At 52.6% G+C, this 17,250-nt stretch carries 17 protein-coding genes; 3 read left to right on the forward strand and 14 right to left on the reverse strand.

Annotated elements, in window-relative coordinates; genetic code table 11:
* Positions 1-28 precede the first annotated feature (28 nt).
* On the forward strand, positions 29-1,219 hold the full coding sequence (locus H5T67_03000; GenBank protein ID MBC7244288.1) for a DUF3048 domain-containing protein: 1,191 nt from the start codon (positions 29-31) through the stop codon (positions 1,217-1,219).
* A 155-nt stretch (positions 1,220-1,374) separates the two neighbouring features.
* Here H5T67_03000 and H5T67_03005 read toward each other — a convergent pair whose 3' ends face one another.
* The gene (locus tag H5T67_03005; GenBank protein MBC7244289.1) at positions 1,375-3,288 is read right to left on the reverse strand and encodes an alkaline phosphatase family protein; all 1,914 of its coding nucleotides are present in this window, start codon (positions 3,286-3,288) and stop codon (positions 1,375-1,377) included.
* Positions 3,289-3,310: 22 nt separating this feature from the next.
* Entirely contained in the window at positions 3,311-4,687 is a 1,377-nt protein-coding gene (locus tag H5T67_03010; protein ID MBC7244290.1) for an extracellular solute-binding protein, read from the reverse strand.
* Between the two features lie 409 nt (positions 4,688-5,096).
* Here H5T67_03010 and H5T67_03015 point away from each other — a divergent pair, with 409 nt between their 5' ends.
* On the forward strand, positions 5,097-5,543 hold the full coding sequence (locus H5T67_03015; protein ID MBC7244291.1) for an NUDIX hydrolase: 447 nt from the start codon (positions 5,097-5,099) through the stop codon (positions 5,541-5,543).
* A 19-nt stretch (positions 5,544-5,562) separates the two neighbouring features.
* Positions 5,563-6,660 carry a redox-regulated ATPase YchF gene (gene ychF / locus H5T67_03020; protein ID MBC7244292.1) on the forward strand — a complete coding sequence of 366 codons (1,098 nt, stop codon included), beginning with the start codon at positions 5,563-5,565 and terminating at the stop codon, positions 6,658-6,660.
* 143 nt (positions 6,661-6,803) lie between these two features.
* Here ychF and H5T67_03025 read toward each other — a convergent pair whose 3' ends face one another.
* The 12 genes from H5T67_03025 to H5T67_03080 form a co-directional block, all read right to left on the reverse strand.
* Positions 6,804-7,952, reverse strand: a complete 1,149-nt coding sequence (locus tag H5T67_03025; GenBank protein ID MBC7244293.1) for an acyl-CoA dehydrogenase — start codon at positions 7,950-7,952, stop codon at positions 6,804-6,806.
* Between the two features lie 89 nt (positions 7,953-8,041).
* Positions 8,042-8,809, reverse strand: coding sequence for a 3-oxoacid CoA-transferase (locus tag H5T67_03030; protein MBC7244294.1), 768 nt, complete (start codon positions 8,807-8,809; stop codon positions 8,042-8,044).
* 3 nt (positions 8,810-8,812) lie between these two features.
* Positions 8,813-9,832: a CoA transferase subunit A gene (locus tag H5T67_03035; protein MBC7244295.1), complete on the reverse strand. Its 1,020-nt coding sequence runs from the start codon at positions 9,830-9,832 to the stop codon at positions 8,813-8,815.
* A gap of 74 nt (positions 9,833-9,906) precedes the next feature.
* Entirely contained in the window at positions 9,907-10,386 is a 480-nt protein-coding gene (locus H5T67_03040; protein MBC7244296.1) for a Zn-ribbon domain-containing OB-fold protein, read from the reverse strand.
* Between the two features lie 11 nt (positions 10,387-10,397).
* Positions 10,398-10,907: a Zn-ribbon domain-containing OB-fold protein gene (locus tag H5T67_03045; protein MBC7244297.1), complete on the reverse strand. Its 510-nt coding sequence runs from the start codon at positions 10,905-10,907 to the stop codon at positions 10,398-10,400.
* A 9-nt stretch (positions 10,908-10,916) separates the two neighbouring features.
* Positions 10,917-12,089 (reverse strand): thiolase domain-containing protein, encoded by a 1,173-nt coding sequence (locus H5T67_03050; GenBank protein MBC7244298.1) that lies wholly within the window; start codon positions 12,087-12,089, stop codon positions 10,917-10,919.
* Positions 12,090-12,101: 12 nt separating this feature from the next.
* Positions 12,102-13,253: an acetyl-CoA acetyltransferase gene (locus H5T67_03055; GenBank protein MBC7244299.1), complete on the reverse strand. Its 1,152-nt coding sequence runs from the start codon at positions 13,251-13,253 to the stop codon at positions 12,102-12,104.
* Positions 13,254-13,358: 105 nt separating this feature from the next.
* Positions 13,359-14,675, reverse strand: a complete 1,317-nt coding sequence (locus H5T67_03060) for a GTPase (GenBank protein MBC7244300.1) — start codon at positions 14,673-14,675, stop codon at positions 13,359-13,361.
* Positions 14,676-14,718: 43 nt separating this feature from the next.
* On the reverse strand, positions 14,719-15,639 hold the full coding sequence (locus H5T67_03065) for a phosphate butyryltransferase (GenBank protein MBC7244301.1): 921 nt from the start codon (positions 15,637-15,639) through the stop codon (positions 14,719-14,721).
* A 54-nt stretch (positions 15,640-15,693) separates the two neighbouring features.
* Complete coding sequence (tatC, locus tag H5T67_03070; protein MBC7244302.1) at positions 15,694-16,404, reverse strand: twin-arginine translocase subunit TatC; 711 nt, start codon at positions 16,402-16,404, stop codon at positions 15,694-15,696.
* A gap of 78 nt (positions 16,405-16,482) precedes the next feature.
* On the reverse strand, positions 16,483-16,902 hold the full coding sequence (gene nusB / locus H5T67_03075) for a transcription antitermination factor NusB (protein MBC7244303.1): 420 nt from the start codon (positions 16,900-16,902) through the stop codon (positions 16,483-16,485).
* A gap of 9 nt (positions 16,903-16,911) precedes the next feature.
* The gene (locus H5T67_03080; protein ID MBC7244304.1) at positions 16,912-17,244 is read right to left on the reverse strand and encodes an Asp23/Gls24 family envelope stress response protein; all 333 of its coding nucleotides are present in this window, start codon (positions 17,242-17,244) and stop codon (positions 16,912-16,914) included.
* Between the last annotated feature and the right edge of the window lie 6 nt (positions 17,245-17,250).

The following is a 17,250-nucleotide window of genomic DNA, read 5'->3' on the forward strand; positions in this document are numbered from 1 at the left end:
CACTTGCTTTATGGAGGAACGCAGAACTGTGAGCGTATTTCATAACATGAACGAGCTTCAGCCGTCTCGCTTGATGACCTTGATCTTGTTGATTGCAGTAAGCACGGTTTTCGGTGTGGCTTGCGGTTCAAGTTCTAATCCTGGAAACATCCCCCCCACGAGAACGCCTAAACCAACCTTTACCATTGAGGTACATGCTCCGACGCCGTATCCTTCACCAACTCCAGAGCCATCGCCCACGCCGACTGCTACTATTACTCCCACGCCTACACCGACCGTGAATCCGTATTTCAACCCACTGACTGGCGAGTTGGTGCAGAATCCCTCAGTACTACAACGGCGCCCGCTCCTGGTACGCATTGGTAATGATCCCGAGGTCCGCCCGCAATCAGGGCTTTCTGAAGCGGACATGGTCTATGAAGAGGCAATGGATGGCTGGACGATAACCCGTCTGACGGCTATTATCTGGAGCAAGGACCCCAGAGAACTGAAGCCGGTTCGCAGTGCACGGCTGTTCACTATTGATTTGGGCTACATGTTCGACGGAGCCCTTGTCCACTCTGGCGCCAATGACCAAGTTCGATGGTTGATCTCACGGTCCACTATTACTGACCTGGATGAGTACTTTCATCCAGATCCCTACTATTGGCTCCAGCCTCAAGGCAAATGGAAAGCTTACCCATGGATGGGACGAGTAGCAACGAGTGCACAAAGGGTTCGGGATTACCTAGCCAAGACAGGCAAAGAAAAAGCGGTACGCCTTGAAGGCTTCTCCTTCTCTGCAGCAGATGACCCGCCTCCCAAGGGCGAGCCTGCTACCTATATCCTGATACCTTATCCGCGAAGGGCTCTTGTTGAATACCGTTATAACTCGGATGAGCGTGTTTACAAGCGCTTTGTCCAAGGCGAGCCTCATACGGATGCATTGAATGGGCAGCAGCTTAGCGCGGCTAACGTAATTGTTCATTATGCAAAGTATGAGGAGACGGATGTCAAGGATGTCAATGGTGCTCCCACCTTCAATATTGTATTTTCTGGTGAGGGGCGCGCACAAATATTCCGCGATGGGGTGATGATTGAGGCGAAGTGGGTCAAACCAGGTACGTTGGATTTCTGCAAATACGTATACCTAGATGGGACGCCGGTGCCGTTACGACCCGGTCAAACATGGGTGGAGGTAGTGCCTACTGACTATCAAATTACCTACAAAGCCGACTAAATACCCTTGTGAATCTATAGCAGATGCAAATGTGCTACCGCAAAAGGAATGGATAGGGCTCCCATACCCAATATTCGAAGGTAAGGTATGGGAGCCGCTTTTGTTGGCTTTGGGATAACCTCAGAAGAGGTTCACACGCAGTGTGTGGGCCTCTTTTAGCGCCAAATTCCTTCCATAGCATGTCCTACCATCGTGGACGCTGGTTGCAGATCCAAGGCCTTAGCAATGGTGGGGGCAATGTCTAGGATATGCACTGAGGGTATCATTCTTCCCGATATCAAGCCATTGCCAGCAGCAATAAAAATGCCATGCATCTCATCTAACCCTGCATCGAAGCCTACTTCGGCATAATATGGCGAGGGCAACAGAACTTTTTTGACCCACAATTCGTCGGACAAGGAATAACCTGGTGCTGCTTGAGCAAATACATCGCCGGAACAGGGCGCGTCCAGGTGGATTGTGCTCAGATCTTGCTGACCGAGGATACGCGTAAACACTTGCTGTCCATTCTCATCTTGTATTCCCTCTAGTGCTTGTATAATCTGTTCCTGTACCTTTTCATAATCCTCTGGTGCCACCGCCCCTGGCCATTCTCTGCCTTGCAAATTGATGTAGATGTGAGCGCTGCCTCCGCTGGTCCAAGCCCAGGCCTTGCTCTTATTTTCGTCCACTTTGTCTCCTGTTGGGCTGGTTTTTGTCTGTAGCAGTCGTACATTGAGCAGGATTCTATTCACATGTACTGTCGTGTGCACCGGTATCATGCCATGAGCCGATAGAACGAAGATGGCGGAATCCGCAAGGTTGACAAGTCCTAGCAGGTTTTTGAGGTTTCCATCGGCTACAGTATGTGCTTTCTGCAAATAAGATGCGTATAACTGCGCCTTGTCCGCATCGTATTCCTTTTGATGCTCATCCACCAGAAGGAAAGGACGGGCACACTGAGCGATAATATCTTGTACAGTGAGCAACAAATCAGGGTGGTATGTTTGGTATACGTACAGCACGACATCCATCATCCATTTGGCCCTGCGTTCGGCCATTTCGTAGTATTGTTGCGGTGAGAGCCAGCCTTTCTGCAGGGCTTCGATATCAGGAGCAGGAGGGGGGAAGCCAAACTCGGCATTAATCGCTTTCAACAAGTCCGCTGGATAGGCCTGGTTATAGCAAAGACGACTTTGGTACACGGTGGCTGTAATGCCTACAGAGGCAGTAAACTGAAAATAAGCGCCGCTATGTAAACGAGGGCTGACCGTTGCGGAAGCCCATTTGCCCATGCGGAGCTCGGTGCATCCATTTGATACATCGTGGTCATCATCCAACAGCAACAGGTCATAGTGATCAGCGGCGTCATCTTGGGTATCCACGGCTAAAACATGAAACACAGCCACAGTGCTGCCTTCTTGGCTTGTGATATGCAATGCTCCCTCCTTCAACGGGCTGAAGGAGGGGGGAGGGTCTCTCCAGTTGCTTGCTTCCTGCAGCGTGATGACATGCTGTGCGGCCGGGATATCGCTCTCGGCGGTGGTAATCATGTAGTCAGCATGCACATCGGGTCTGTCAGGGAAGGCAACTGGCCAAAACAACGTGGCAGTCGTCAAACCACTGCGCATCGCTGTGCGCCAAATCGGTTCTGGCAGCGCAGAGATTTCTTCCCATAGGTCGTCGTGCCTTTGAAAGATGTTCTGTGTCAGAGGCAACTTATCGGCCACTAGACCGATTTGGCTAGGGAGAACTCCGGTGCTCAATGAGAGATAAGTGATAGTTGGCAAAGCCGGGTCTACAGTTTGCATATATGCCGCCGTGACGCCACGCTGGGACAGCATGGCGAGATTGGGCATTGTGCCTTCCTGCATATAGCTATTTAGCCAATCAGGGCGCGCGCCGTCCAGAGCGATGACCACTGCTCCCTTTTCCCCTCTGCCACTTGTGGTAAGATGCGCCTCCAGTGCTGCTAAGGTATTCACAGTGGGCAAGACTGCTGGAATAGGCGCACATGCTTGAGCGGGCTGGCATGAATTGGCCAGCAGAATCCAAATGACTGCCCATATCAAGATAGTCCTGTTTTTCATGGTTGCTCTCCCGCACGGCAAATTACCTGGCGAGCAGGTTGTCTGCAGCAACATCTGCAGCCGCAAGAGCCTCTGCTGGCTCGGCTTGGCTTTGGCATACAGCAAAGGCAGCGTTCACAAGCAATTCGCGAATGCTCTGCCACTTGGGCACGGCCGGCTCCGATTGGGCATACGCCATCAATTGGCAAGCTGCCTCATATTGCGGGTTTTGTTCGAGGTAGCTTTTCATCTCCTCGATCTCTGGACTGGACTTGTGCAGTGGAAGGGAACCGCAGGACAAGGCCCACTGCACGTCATTCTCGCGCTGCAAAAACCACTTGAGAAACAGCCAAGCGGCCAGTTGCTGCTGAGGTGTGGTGCGCATTATGCTCATGGCGTAGCCTTGCACATCTACGACTGGTTCGTCCGTGAGATAGGGCATGGGCGCAATGCTCCAGGTAAACTCGGCTTTCTTAGTCTTGGGATTCAAAATCGCTTGTGAATATTTAGGCAGGTCGCGTGTTGAGCCAAACGCAAACAAGATCTTTTCTGCAGCAAAATCCGCCAGGATTGTGTCTGGCTCGGGTGCATAGTAGGCACAGCCATCTTGAATCAAATCTCTCAAGACGGATATGGCGGAAATGACCGGTGAACTGTCCAGTATAGCCTCTCCGCTGCGTAAATCAATAGGCGTACCTCCCAAGCCTGCAATCCAGTTGACTAGCACAGGTCCATTGGCGGCATACGCATAGCCCCACGTAGCGGTTTTTTTGTCTCGAGCCGTATTGCACAGTACCCTGAATTCATCCCAAGTCTGAGGAGGGCTCTCAACTTTGAGTTTTTTCAACCATGTTGCGTTGTAGAACATTACCATAGCATTGCTATCGAAAAACAACCCGAGGGGTTGCTTGGTATGGACGGAGAAACACCCGGTTTCCAATGCAATGGGCCACAGGTCGGCCAGCTCCGCCTCACTCAATCCATGCTGGGCATTAGCGATGTATTCAGTTATTGGCACGACCGCATTAGCCAGAGCATACTCGGCAATTTGCTCACATGATGCGATGACGATGTCCGGAGGAGTTCCTGCGGCGATAGCAGCCTGCACTTCCTTATGCAGTGGGCGATGGAATTCTACGCGTACTCGTATGCCATAGGTGTTGCTTATCTGGAAAGTAGAGGCCAAGGCAAGCAGTGTTGTCTCTCTCTCAGCGGTAAAGGAATGCCATAAATGTATCTCACAGCCTGAGGGATCGAGTACCTCAATAGGAGGCGTTGTAGGCGAGGGCGCGATCGTGGGCAATACTGTGGGGGGAGGAGAAGGTAGTGGCTCGGGCGACAATGGTGACAATGCACAGGCCCCTACCCCGCTCGTTAATAAAACGAACACCAGTGTAATGAACCATTTCTTGTTCTTCATCGAAAGTTCCTTCTCGATCATAGGCACCGATAGTGAACTCTGTAATGTAAAGCACCTGATTGTGGGTAGGATTATAAAACAGAATTAATCTGTGCACAAAGTTCGGGAATAGAAAGGTACACACGATACGTTCTGGAATAAAGGCGTTAGTTCGCACAACTACTTGGTACGTTATCCTGAAACACCATTCTGAGACGCGAAGCCCCCCTATTTCTTAGAGACTGAAAGTGTTGAAAAGGCTCTTGTCATACTGAGGCACAAAAGCCCATTAACGATGCGGAACGAGGGATTCTTCTTCACTCAGATGTCGCCCTGAGAGGTAAAGGGATGACAGTGGAGGGCTTTGCCAACACCCTCAGCGTTGCCAAGTGATGAGCAAGATGGTATAATGGGGTTGCAGGAGGTGAATATGCATCGTGAGTACCCCAAGGCTCCCATTGTGGGCGTGGGAGCCGTGGTGGTCAGACAGGAAAAGGTCCTATTGATCCGTCGCGCTAATACCCCTAACCGAGGTCAATGGAGCATCCCCGGCGGAACGGTCGAATTAGGCGAAACCTTGGCTCAGACTGCCATTCGGGAGGTACGCGAGGAGTGTGCAATCGAGATCGAGCCCGGCGATGTGCTCTCCGTATTCGATCTGATTCAGCGGGATACAAACGGACGCATCCGTTATCACTATGTGCTGATAGACCTCGCGGCCCGTCATGTAAGTGGGGAAGCAGTTGCAGGGACCGACGCGGTGGAAGTGTGTTGGGCAGATGAAATGGACTTGGGAAGATTAGACATTATCCCACGCCTCCTGCCTGTCTTGCGCAAAGCACTGCAACGGGAAAGCCAGCTACCCAACAGCCACTGAAAGGTCAAGAAGGTGCAAAATGGCGGTAGAACTCGGTATTGTAGGGTTGCCTAATGTGGGCAAATCCACGCTTTTCAATGCCTTGACCAGGGCGCATGCTCTTGTAGCAAGTTATCCCTTCACCACTATCGAGCCCAATATTGGTGTGGTTCCAGTGCCTGATGAAAGGCTGCACAACATTGCCGCCATCGTCAAGCCGGAAAAGGTCGTCCCTAGCACGTTGCGCGTGGTGGACATTGCCGGGCTGGTCAAAGGGGCAAGCAAAGGGGAGGGACTAGGCAACCAGTTTTTGAGCTACATTCGTACAGTGGATGCCATAGCCATGGTAGTGCGCGCCTTTCGCAATCCCGACATCCCCCATGTTACTGCGGAATTAGACCCTATCCAAGACGTTGAGACTGTGCAGCTCGAACTCATACTAGCTGATGTGGCTACGGTAGAGCGACGGCAGGAAAGAACAAAAAGCGCAGCAAAAGGCAAGCTTGCTGAGTTCGAAGCCGAACTCGCTGCTTTGGAAGCATTGCGTCAGCATCTCAATCAGGGGCTCCCAATCCGTGGCGCAACCTTGTCGCTACTGGAAATGGAACTGGCCCGTGAAATGAATCTGTTGACAGCAAAACCTTGTCTCTACGTAGCAAATGTGGGTGAAGAGGATTTGCCTGATGGAGGTCCCTTGGTAGAGCCATTGCGGCGCCTGGCTGCTAAAGAAGGAACAGAACTCGTGGTCATCTGTGCCCAGTGCGAGGCGGAGTTGACAGAATGGCCCGATGAAGAAGCCATTGGCTACCTACGTGAGTTAGGAGTGCAAGAACCAGGCCTCAATCGCTTCATCAAGTCCGGATACCGTCTCTTGAATTTGATCACATTCTTCACCATCACTGGCGGAAAAGAAGTGCGTGCCTGGCCTATCCAGCGCGGCACTGCTGTCATCGAAGCTGCTGGCCGCATCCACAGCGATATGCAGCGCGGCTTTATCCGTGCTGAGGTGATGAGTTACAACGATCTGGTTCAGTCTGGCTCAGCGACTGCAGTGCGCGAAAAAGGTTTGTTGCACCTGGAAGGTCGGGATTATATCGTGCAGGATGGGGACATCATTCATATACGTTTTAGCGTTTAAGAACATGTGAATTGGCTCGTAGTGAGCGCTTTAGCACTTAAAAGACGAAGCCCTCATAAGCATAGCCGAGTGGTACGCTCCATCAACACGAAAGCTTTTTAACGCAATCCGTCCTTTACTGACCGGTTATTTTCAAACGTTCATCATTTGCTGGCCTCGAGCACTTGCCGTGCAATGACCAGGCGCTGGATTTCACTTGTCCCCTCGCCAATCGTGGTTAGGCGGTTGTCACGGTAGATGCGTTCGACATCGTACTCCTTCATATAGCCGTATCCGCCGTGAATCTGGATGGCTTTGAAACAAGCCCGTTCGGCAGCCTCAGAGGCATACAACTTAGCCATAGCCGCTTCCTTGGTAAAGCGCACTCCTTTATCCTTGAGCCAAGCAGCGCGGTATACTAGCAATCGCGCCGCCTCGATCTCGGTCGCCATATCGGCGATCATCCACTGGATAGCCTGGAATCGAGCAATAGGTTGGCCAAACTGCACACGCTCCTTGGAGTATTTAAGCGCTGCTTCAAAGGCGCCCTGTGCCAGCCCAACAGCCATAGCGCCAATGCTGATGCGTCCGCCATCCAAAGTGATCAAGAACTGCTTGTACCCCTCACCTGGTTGGCCAAGCAGGTTTTCCTTCGGCACACGGCAATCTTCGAAGAAAAGCTGCGAGGTAACCGACCCCTTGAGCCCCATCTTCTCTTCATCGCGTCCAGGGCGAAAACCTGGTGTTCCCTTTTCTACGATAAAGTTGCTAATGCCCCGTGTGCCGGCCGACTTATCCGTAACCGCAGCAATGATGACCACATCAGCAATGGAACCAGAGGTGATGAAAATTTTTTGCCCATTGATCACCCAGTGATCTCCGTCCAAGACCGCTGTGGTCTTGATGGCAGCAGCATCGGAACCTGCTTCTGGCTCTGTAAGGCCAAAGGCAGCCAGTCCTTGGCCAGAAGCCAATTTTGGCAGGTATTTACGTTTTTGTTCCTCGGTGCCAAAGCGGTAGATGGGATACAAACCCAAGGAGGTATGAGCGGCTAAAGTGATTCCAATGGATCCCGAGACACGAGAAATCTCTTCCACAGCAAGGGCATAAGATATAGTATCCGCGCCAGAACCTCCATACTCTTCGGGAATGGGCAAGCCCATCAGCCCCAGGCTACCCATCTTGCGGATGATCTCCCAGGGGAATTGCCCAGTTGCATCGATTTCTCTGGTGATTGGCCGGATTTCCTTTTCGGTGAAATCATGCACCATTCTGCGGATCATCTGTTGTTCTTCAGTCAGTTCAAAGTCCATTCAGCAATCTCCCTCTTCTGTTAGCATAGACCAAGCAATTCTGAATACTAGTTTTCGCTTATTACTCCTCACTCATTACTCGCTATCCGTCACTTGCCAATCGCAATGCCCGTTGGGTCTATCTCCCGCAGAATGCGACGTTCTTCGGCAGTAGGTGGTTCCGTCATCTCGACGTGCTCTGGAATCAGGATCTCAAACTCACTATTCTCCTGAATTTGTTCTATGGTTACGCCAGGATGGGTTGCGAGGAGCATGAGCCTTTTGGTCGTCTCATCGAAGCCATAAAGGCCAAGCTGTGTAATGACTCGGTACGGCCCGGTGCCTGCAGGCAGACCAGCCTTCTCTCGTGCGCCAGGCCCTGTCAGATAGCCTGGTGTTGTGATGAAATCTACCTTCTTCAGAAAGCGTCGTTTTTCCTGACGCATCATGATAATAGTCCGCCAGGAGAAAGACCCCACATCATTCGCGCCACCACTGCCAGGTAGGCGGGCTGTAGGGTGATCATGCTCACCGATAACCGTGGTATTGATGTTGCCATACATATCAATCATCGCTGCGCCAAGGAAACCGTAGTCGATGTATCCCGACTGTGAGATAGACATCACGTCGTGCATGCTAGAAGCAGCAACAGCCTGGTAGAAAGTCCGTGATTCACCAACCGAGATAGGCAAGACCGGTACTCGCGGCCCTATTCCGCCGGCTTCGAAGATGATCAGTAGGTTGGGAGCGTGTGTCCGTTGTGCCAGCATGCCTGCAATCATTGGTAATCCTGTCCCCACAAAGGCAGACTTTCCGTCTTCCAACAACCTGCTGGCTACCACGGCTAATAGTTCTGTGGGCGTATAGTCTGCTTGCATGATTTACTCCTCCTTCTTCAGCCAGGGTGCCCTCATGGGTGCTCGCAGTTCCTCCACCTGCTTCAAATATTGCAGCTTGCGTAGCCCTCCTACGAGTTCTAGATACTCGTTAAAATCTTTGGTCCCGTGCACATATTTATCAAAATATTCTTTGGTGCCTTCTGGTGTTTTGGACAATTGTAGCCACTCACCAATATGCTCCTCATCAAAGAAATAGCGCAGGGGCATCTGGCATGGATGGGAACCATAGGGCACTTCCACCACTGCATCCACAAGGAAGAACGGGATGACAGTTCGCCACGGGGTCCTGCGGATCTCTGACTCGGGGATAATCTCCTCTGTAGTCAAAATCAAACGCCTTGCTGCCCGAGCGAGCTCGAAGTCTTCGATCAGTGTGCCGTCAATTTGGGCATTGCCGTATATATCGCAGCGCGGCACATGGATAAAAACCACATCAGGATAGCAAGCAGGCAAGAGACAGATCGGCTTGCCACTAAATGGATCTTTCACGACTTTGGCTGAACTGTGCTTAAGCGTGTCCGTGCCAAGCATGTTCCGTGTGGGAATAAAGGGCACGCCCATCATCCCGGCAAGAAAGCGCCATTGATAGGCAGCATTGCTCAGCTCTGCGATAACCCTGCACTGCCCCGTCTCTACAGCTCGACGCGAAGCGGGTGATAAACCACGTAGTTCGTGGCCAAAAGCATAGGCCACTTCGATGCGATCCACACAGCCCGAACCAATCAAGATGTCCGCATCATGTACCGCCGTCTTGCCAGCCAGGATTAGGTTTTTCTTCCGCTGGCGGATGATCTCGTACACGGCAGCCATGGAAACGCGGATGTGGCCAAATCCACCAAAGGCAATGTAAGCGCCATCGAAAACGTATTTCGCCACGGCTTCCGCTATGGTCGTGCGCTTGTCTTTCAGATTCCGCGATTTGTTTTCGCGGATCCAAGCACGATGCTCGTCTGGGTCATGCCAGCCCACTAACTCTCCGCAGCCTTCTGCTAGGATCTCCATACCCTCCTCCCTGTTACAGGATTCCGCAAGACCCCAAAAGGGTTGAGAAACGCCTCTTGGGGTCTCGTGATCGCTCAAGCGTTAACTGGTACAAAGTGCACAATATCCAGAATGGATCCCTCGCGTTCACGCTTAGGTTTGAAAACGGCTTTGACTCTCATGCCAATAGTCAGTTCATCAAGGCCCACCTTGCCTAAACGATGGACCAACACGCTATCCGCACCATCCAACTGGATAAGAGCCAGGATTTCTGGTTCCTCAAGCGGAGAACCATCAGGAGCGATGAGCAAAACGGTGAAGCTCTGTACTGTCCCTTCAGGGCCTACCTCCACCCATTCATCCAGTTTCGAGAAACAGCGTTCGCAATAGATGGCGGGGGGCACGTACGTGTAATCGCATTCTGGACAGTGCGTGCCCACGAAACGGGCATTGTCCATCATCTCGCGGAAGAATCTCTCGCCCGCCAGGCCGCAAGTGTAGCGTCCTTGGATGGGCATATCTCCGCGCCAAACTCTTGCTTGAATATTCTTGTCTACTTTCTCTAGCAAGGCCATGGGTTTCCTCCTCACTCAACAGGTTTGAAGTAGAGGATATCGGTGATGGCGCCGATGCGTTCCGCGGCAGGTTTCCATACCGCCTTGACTTTCATGCCAATTTTGACCTGTTTGGGGTCTACCTCGCCCAGCAGGTGCAAAATACCCATGCCTTTGGACGCCCCGGCGATCTCGATAACGGCTGGGATCAGCGGTTCTTCAAGACGTTCCATATCCCATCGCACATGGCAGATAGAGAAGGTGTTCACCACTCCGTGATCCTCCAGGTACACCCATTCGTCCATGGGTCGAAAGCACCACTCGCAAAAGATGCGCGGCGGCACCACGGTGCGCCGGCAGCGGTGACAGTGTACTCCAATAATACGTCCTTCCTTTAGCTCTGCCAGATAGCGGCCAATGGCAATGCCTGCATCCCAGGCATATTGCGCATTTGGCTTCCATTCAGTGAAAAGTACCTTTCTCTCCGTAAAGTCGGACTCGCGTAGCCCTACACCAGGAAACTCTTTGATCTTGGCAGTCATTTTCTCCTCCTATCCCCCAATCCCCAGGATGATCACGGTGCCTACCTGCATCAGGTCACCCCAAGCCTGGGCCAGCCCAGTGATGGGTTTGCCGGGCACTTGTCGTTTGCCAGCCTCGCCCCTTAGTTGCCAGAAAATCTCAGCGACCTTCATCAAACCTGCAGCGGCGATGGGGTTGCCCACTCCCAACAGTCCACCCGAAGGGCAGACGGGCATGTTGCCAGTACGCGCGGTCACGCCTTCCGCGGTTAGGCGTGGGGCTTCACCCTTATCCGCCAGAAGCAATCCTTCCAAATGGTGCAGCTCCTTGTAGTCGAACGGATCGTAAGGCTCAACGACATGGATCTCTTTGCGTGGTTCGCGAATGCCAGCCATCTCATAAGCCATGCGCGCGGCATACTCCACGTACTTGGGATAGTACAGGTCTCGGTTCGTCCAGTACGCAGTGTCCAATGACCATCCCACGCCTTTGATCCACACTGGTTTATCTGTGATACGCTTGGCTACGTTTTCTGCGGCAAGTACCACGGCCACAGCGCCATCCGTGACGGGGCTTACATCCAATCGTTGCACTGGCCAGGCCAACACCTCGGAGTTCAAAACATCCTCTACCGTGATATTCGGATCGCCCAGCAGCGCGCAAGGGTGATCAGCCGCATTGCGCTTGTTCTTCACCGACACCAGAGCGATATCTTTTTTCTGCAGGCCATATGTCTGCATGTAGCGGTTCATTTCCAAGGCAAAAATCCACAGCAAGTTAGGTCCCAGCGGACGCTCGGTGGTGTGGTCGAAGATGGTAAGAAACGCTCCCTGTGGATGAGGCTGGCAACTGGACATCTTTTCCTCGCAGACGACCAGGCAGACATCGAACAGGCCAGAGGCGACATGATACCAGCCCTGAATCGGAGCAAACACCCCAGTGCCACCCCCCACATACGAGCGCATGAATGGCTTGCGCCAAGCTCCCGCTCCATCGCTCAGGTACTCGCCCTTCATGTGCACGGCGTCAAAAGCATCTGGAGCGGTGCCAAGCGCCACGGCATCCACATCATCCAGGGTGAGCTCACAAGAATCCAGCGCCATTTTCGCAGCCTCGTAGGCTAATTCCCTGCCGGTTTCCTGGGCGCGTCGGACGAACTTGGTCATTCCTGCACCAACTACGGCTACCTTTCTCAGACCCATTTTGACCTCCTCTCAATTGCACAGGATGACTGCGGCGCCGCTTGTTGTGGGCAAACCACGCCAAGCGAAAGCCAGGCCAGCCTCTACATCGGGCAGTTGATGCTGGCCCGCCTCGCCGCGCAGTTGCAGCACTACTTCTAGCAGCCGTGCCAATCCAGAAGCATCCAGCAAATGACCCATCCCCAAGCTGCCCCCAGAAGGATTCACCGGAAAATCGCCCCCAATCTCAGTAGCCCCATCCTCGGTCAGCATCCCGGCTTCCCCTGGACGACAGAGGCGTAACGCTTCCATATGCTGTAGTTCTTTGTAAGAGAATGTATCGTCAATCTCGGCAAAATCTAATTCCTGCCAAGGAGTTCGGATGCCAGCCATCCGGTAGGCCGTCTCTCCCGCTTTTGCTGCATAGATAGCGTTCATCCAATCCCTGTTTTCCAGAGAGAACGAATCGTTGCACCACCCTACACCTCGAATCCATATGGGTATATCGCTCAGTTCTTCCGCTCGTTCTCTTGCAGCCAGGACCATGACAATGGCTCCATCCGCACGGGGACTCATATCCAGTCGCGAAAGGGGATAGGAGACTATCTCAGATTGCAAGACATCCTCGATAGCAATGTTGGCTCCGTACGCAGCAAGGGGATTGTACAAGGCGTTGTGCTTGTTCTTCGCTACTACCAGCGCGCATTGTTCCCTGGTAGTGCCCGTCTCACACAGGTAACGGTTCATCTCCAAACCAGCAATGAAATGGGGATTGACCTGCAGGGGTCGGTTGTACACCGGGTCCATCGCAAAGGCCATGATTTCATCGGGAGTAAGGATGTTCGATGCCTTGCTATGAGCCTCCACTGCCACAATGTCCATCGCCCCGGTGAGGATCTGTAGGTACGCGGCAATGAAACCATGCAAGCCTTCTCCGGAAATGGTATGGACTGGTTTCAGCACCGCCCCCAGTTGGTCGGGGACATACTCATCGAAAATGCTCGTGCCTTCCGTGAAATCCTCCGCTACAGTCACAAAACTCTCGATATCGCGGCGCGGATCTACGCCAGCATCTTCATACGCTTTGACCGCTGCCTCGTACATCAGTTCCTTGTATGACACTTCTGGCGTCAAGGCACGGAAACCAGAATAGCCTACGCCAATAATAGCTACTTCTCTAGGCATAGCAGACCTCCTCTCTGAGTAGTGAATGGGGCACAGAATACTGTTTCAGCTCTCGATACGCTTCACCTCCTCTCCTGGAACAAGGATTCCCGATCCCGTTCTTGATCATCTACCGAATCTTGTGTTGAGCACGTCCTGTAATGTGGGCCGTCCAATCTCCTGCAGTTCGTAGCGCACGCGTTGCGTCGGGCGGTTGATCTTGACCACGCGCCGCAGATCAATAGGCGTGGCAACGATGACCATGTCGCATGGCGTGACATTGATGGTTTCTTCCAGCTCCTGAATTTGCCTGGCTCCATAACCCATAGCCGGCAGCACAGAGCCGGTATGAGGATATTTCTGATAAGTCTCTGCGATAGAACCAACTGCATAAGGTCGCGGATCTACGATTTCTGCCGCCCCAAAGCGCCGCGCAGCCACAACGCCCGCGCCATAGGACATCTCGCCATGAGTCAGAGTAGGACCATCCTCCACAACCAGGACTCGGCGTCCTCTGATTGCCTGTGGGTCATCAACAAATATGGGGGATGCCGCATCCACCACGACAGCACGGGGGTTCACGGCCAAGATGTTGTGTCGGACTGTCTCCATCTTATCTGGCTCTGATGTATCGATCTTGTTGATGACGACCACATCTGCCATGCGCAAATTGGCTTCGCCAGGGTGGTACCGCAGCTCGTGTCCAGCTCGATGGGGATCCGTAACAACGATATGCAGATCAGGCTTGTAAAATGGCAAATCGTTGTTGCCGCCATCCCACAATAGGATTTCGGCCTCTTGTTCCGCTTGACGCAGAATTCGTTCGTAATCCACACCTGCATAGACAATAGTGCCTCTATCCAAGTGAGGCTCGTATTCCTCGCGTTCTTCGATGGTGCATTCATACTTGTCCAGGTCTTCATAACTGGCAAACCGCTGATAAACCTGTTTAACCAGATTGCCATAGGGCATGGGATGTCGCACGACAACTACCTTTTTCCCCATCTGACGCAGGATATCCGAAACACGGCGCGTCGTCTGGCTCTTTCCACTGCCGGTACGAACAGCGCAGACGGAAACTACCGGCACTTTGGCTTTCAACATAGTCTCTTTGCTCATCAAACGGAAATCTGCACCTACAGCCAAGACCTGTGACGCTTTGTGCATCACGTATTCATGGGGCACATCGCTGTAAGCAAAAACTACCTGGTCTATATCCCGCTCGCGGATGAGCGTTTCGAGCTCGCTTTCAGGATAAATGGGAATGCCAGCGGGATAGAGTTTACCAGCCAGCTCTGGGGGGTATGTGCGTCCCTCAATATTGGGTATCTGCGTGGCAGTGAAAGCAACCACCTCAAAAAGGGGGTTATCACGGAAACAAACGTTAAAGTTATGAAAATCGCGCCCTGCAGCGCCCATGATCAACACGCGTGTCTTCTTCATCGAAGCATCTCCTCTTAATCAAGCAGCCCCAAAAGCCTTACTGCTAGGAAGCCCCGCATTCCGCAGCAAGCAAGGCACCAGCCGCAATGCATACCAACCGCGTCTCAGGCGGGTCAGCTCGTGAACCAACCACCAGTGGTGCTTTGCCCCCGACCACCAGGCCAGCCATGCGGCCTCCAGCAAAGTAGGTAATCCCTTTGGCCATGATGTTAACCGATTCCACATCCGGCCCCACCAGCACCTCAGCATAGCCCGCTACCGGCCCGCCGCGGCCACGCTGTCGCGCAATCTCTGGCGACACGGCCGTATCTAAGAGAAAAGGCCCATCAACAAGCGCACCCTCGGCCAGCCACCGGTCTTGCATGGCCACAATCTCTGCAATTTCAACCGTCACAGGCAATTCTGCAAAAACCTCATCAGTTGCTGCCAGAAGGGCCACTTTAGGCTGTTGAATGCCAAATCCACGCGCCACGGCGATGCTATTGCTGATAATCTCGATCTTTTGCTCTTTGGTAGGATAAAGCACGACACCGCCATCCGCGATGAAGAGCAAGCGGTCGAAGCCAGGCACTTCAAAAACGCCTACGTGAGAGATAAGGCGGTTCGTTCGCAGCCCAGCCTCACGCGCCAATGCCGCGCGGAGAAAGGTGCTGGTTGGCAATTGCCCTTTAATCGCTACTTTGGCATCGCCCGTGGCTACAAGGCGCATGCTTTTCTCAGCTGCTACTGCCTCATCCAGCTCATCCACGATGTGCATCGTGGCGAGATCTAAGCCACGTTCACGTGCTATCTCGTGGATGCTCTGAGCACACCCAACCAATGTAGCGTCAATAATGCCGCGTACTTGAGCCTCACAAGCAGCTTGTAAAACTTCATATTCATGTGCTGCAGTGATCACCACCGGGACTGGCCCCACGGCAGCGGCTGCTGCGAGCAATTCCTGGTAATTTTTGATGGGGGGCATTCCAAAGGCTCCTTTGACCTTGGATAGAATGTAATCAGATTGTAAAGGCGTTGCTCACGAACGTCCCCGATAGGCCAATTTGGCCAATAGAATACCCACTTCATACATCAGCAACAAGGGCAGCATCACTAACCCCATATTAAAGGGATCAGGAGTAGGTGTGATGACTGCTGCGAGCACTGCAATAATCAGAATAGCGAATTTACGATTCTGTGACAGGAATTGGGGCGAGATGATGCGTAAGCGAGCCAAAAAGTAAAGGATCAACGGTGTCTCAAAGATAACCCCAGACCAAAAGAGAAGCGTTGTCACAAAGGAAATATATTCGCCGATGGTCCACTTGGCCTCCACCAGATCACCGCCGAAGGAGACCAAATAACGCAAAGCAAAGGGTAACAATACGAAATAGGTGAACAGCACTCCCAGGATGAAAGACAGTGTGGCTGCTGGAACGATAATACGCACGTACAGTCGCTCGCTGTTCCGGAGCCCTGGCCATACAAATTGGATCGTTTGATATACGATAACCGGCATCGCCAAAATGCTGCCAGCCAAAAGCGCCACTCTGAAATAGGTGACAAACATTTCCGTGGGCCGTAAAAAAACTGGCTTGATTCCTGCTGGAGCGATGAGGATGCGCATGATCTGAGTAGTGAAAGCAAAAGACAGGGCAGTCGTGATCGCTACCGCGATCAGGCATTTCATCAGCCGCTGACGCAGCTCCTCAAGGTGTTCGATGATGGTCATCTGCACTTCATTTGCCATAGACGCTAACCCTTAGCTCATCCTCCTCGGCTAAGCTGTTTCTAGTAAGTACCTCACCTCTGGCTCACAGCGTTACGCCTACTCTGTAGACACTGCGCCTCGATTCGACACCAGTGTGCCTAGCACACCATTGACAAAACGTCGCGAACTATCGCTCCCAAAGAGCTTGGCGAGTTCCACTGCTTCATTAATCGCCACTTTAACTGGCGTTTGCCCATCCACCGTTATTTCGTAAACGGCAATGCGCAATATGTTCCGGTCCACAATAGCCATCTGCTCCAGAGGCCAATCGGTTGCAATGTTCTGGATGATCTCATCCAGTTCCTGAAGGTGCTCTAATACCCCCAACACCAATTGTCTGGCAAAAGTCCTCCCCTCAGCAGGCAGGGGCTTCTCTTCGAGACGCTGTGCCAGAACTTGTTCTGCGGGATGGTTTACACTATCTACTTCGAACAAGGTTTGCAGGGCCACGATGCGGGCCTGACGTCTGGTCTTCATTTTCGAACCCTAGGCTTCGCGAGCCTCCACATCCACGATGTGCACATTCACTTCACTAACAGCCATGCCCACGATTTCACGGATCGCACGACTCACTTTGGACTGTATTTCTCGACTTAATTGCAGCATATTGACATCGGTAGCAGCTACAATGTAAATATCCAGAATCACTGCGTCATCAATGACCTGCACCTTGACACCCCCGCCTTGGCGTGCACTCCAAAGCCGATGCACTCCCAGCGGGCTCATTTGCACCACGCCTGGTACTGAGAGCGTGGTCTGTCGGGCAATCGTTGCCAAGACTGTCGGAGAGATCACTACTGTGCCCAATTTCCGTTCCACCACTGT

Source organism: Chloroflexota bacterium, from assembly GCA_014360905.1.
GTDB lineage: Bacteria > Chloroflexota > Anaerolineae > UBA2200 > UBA2200 > JACIWX01.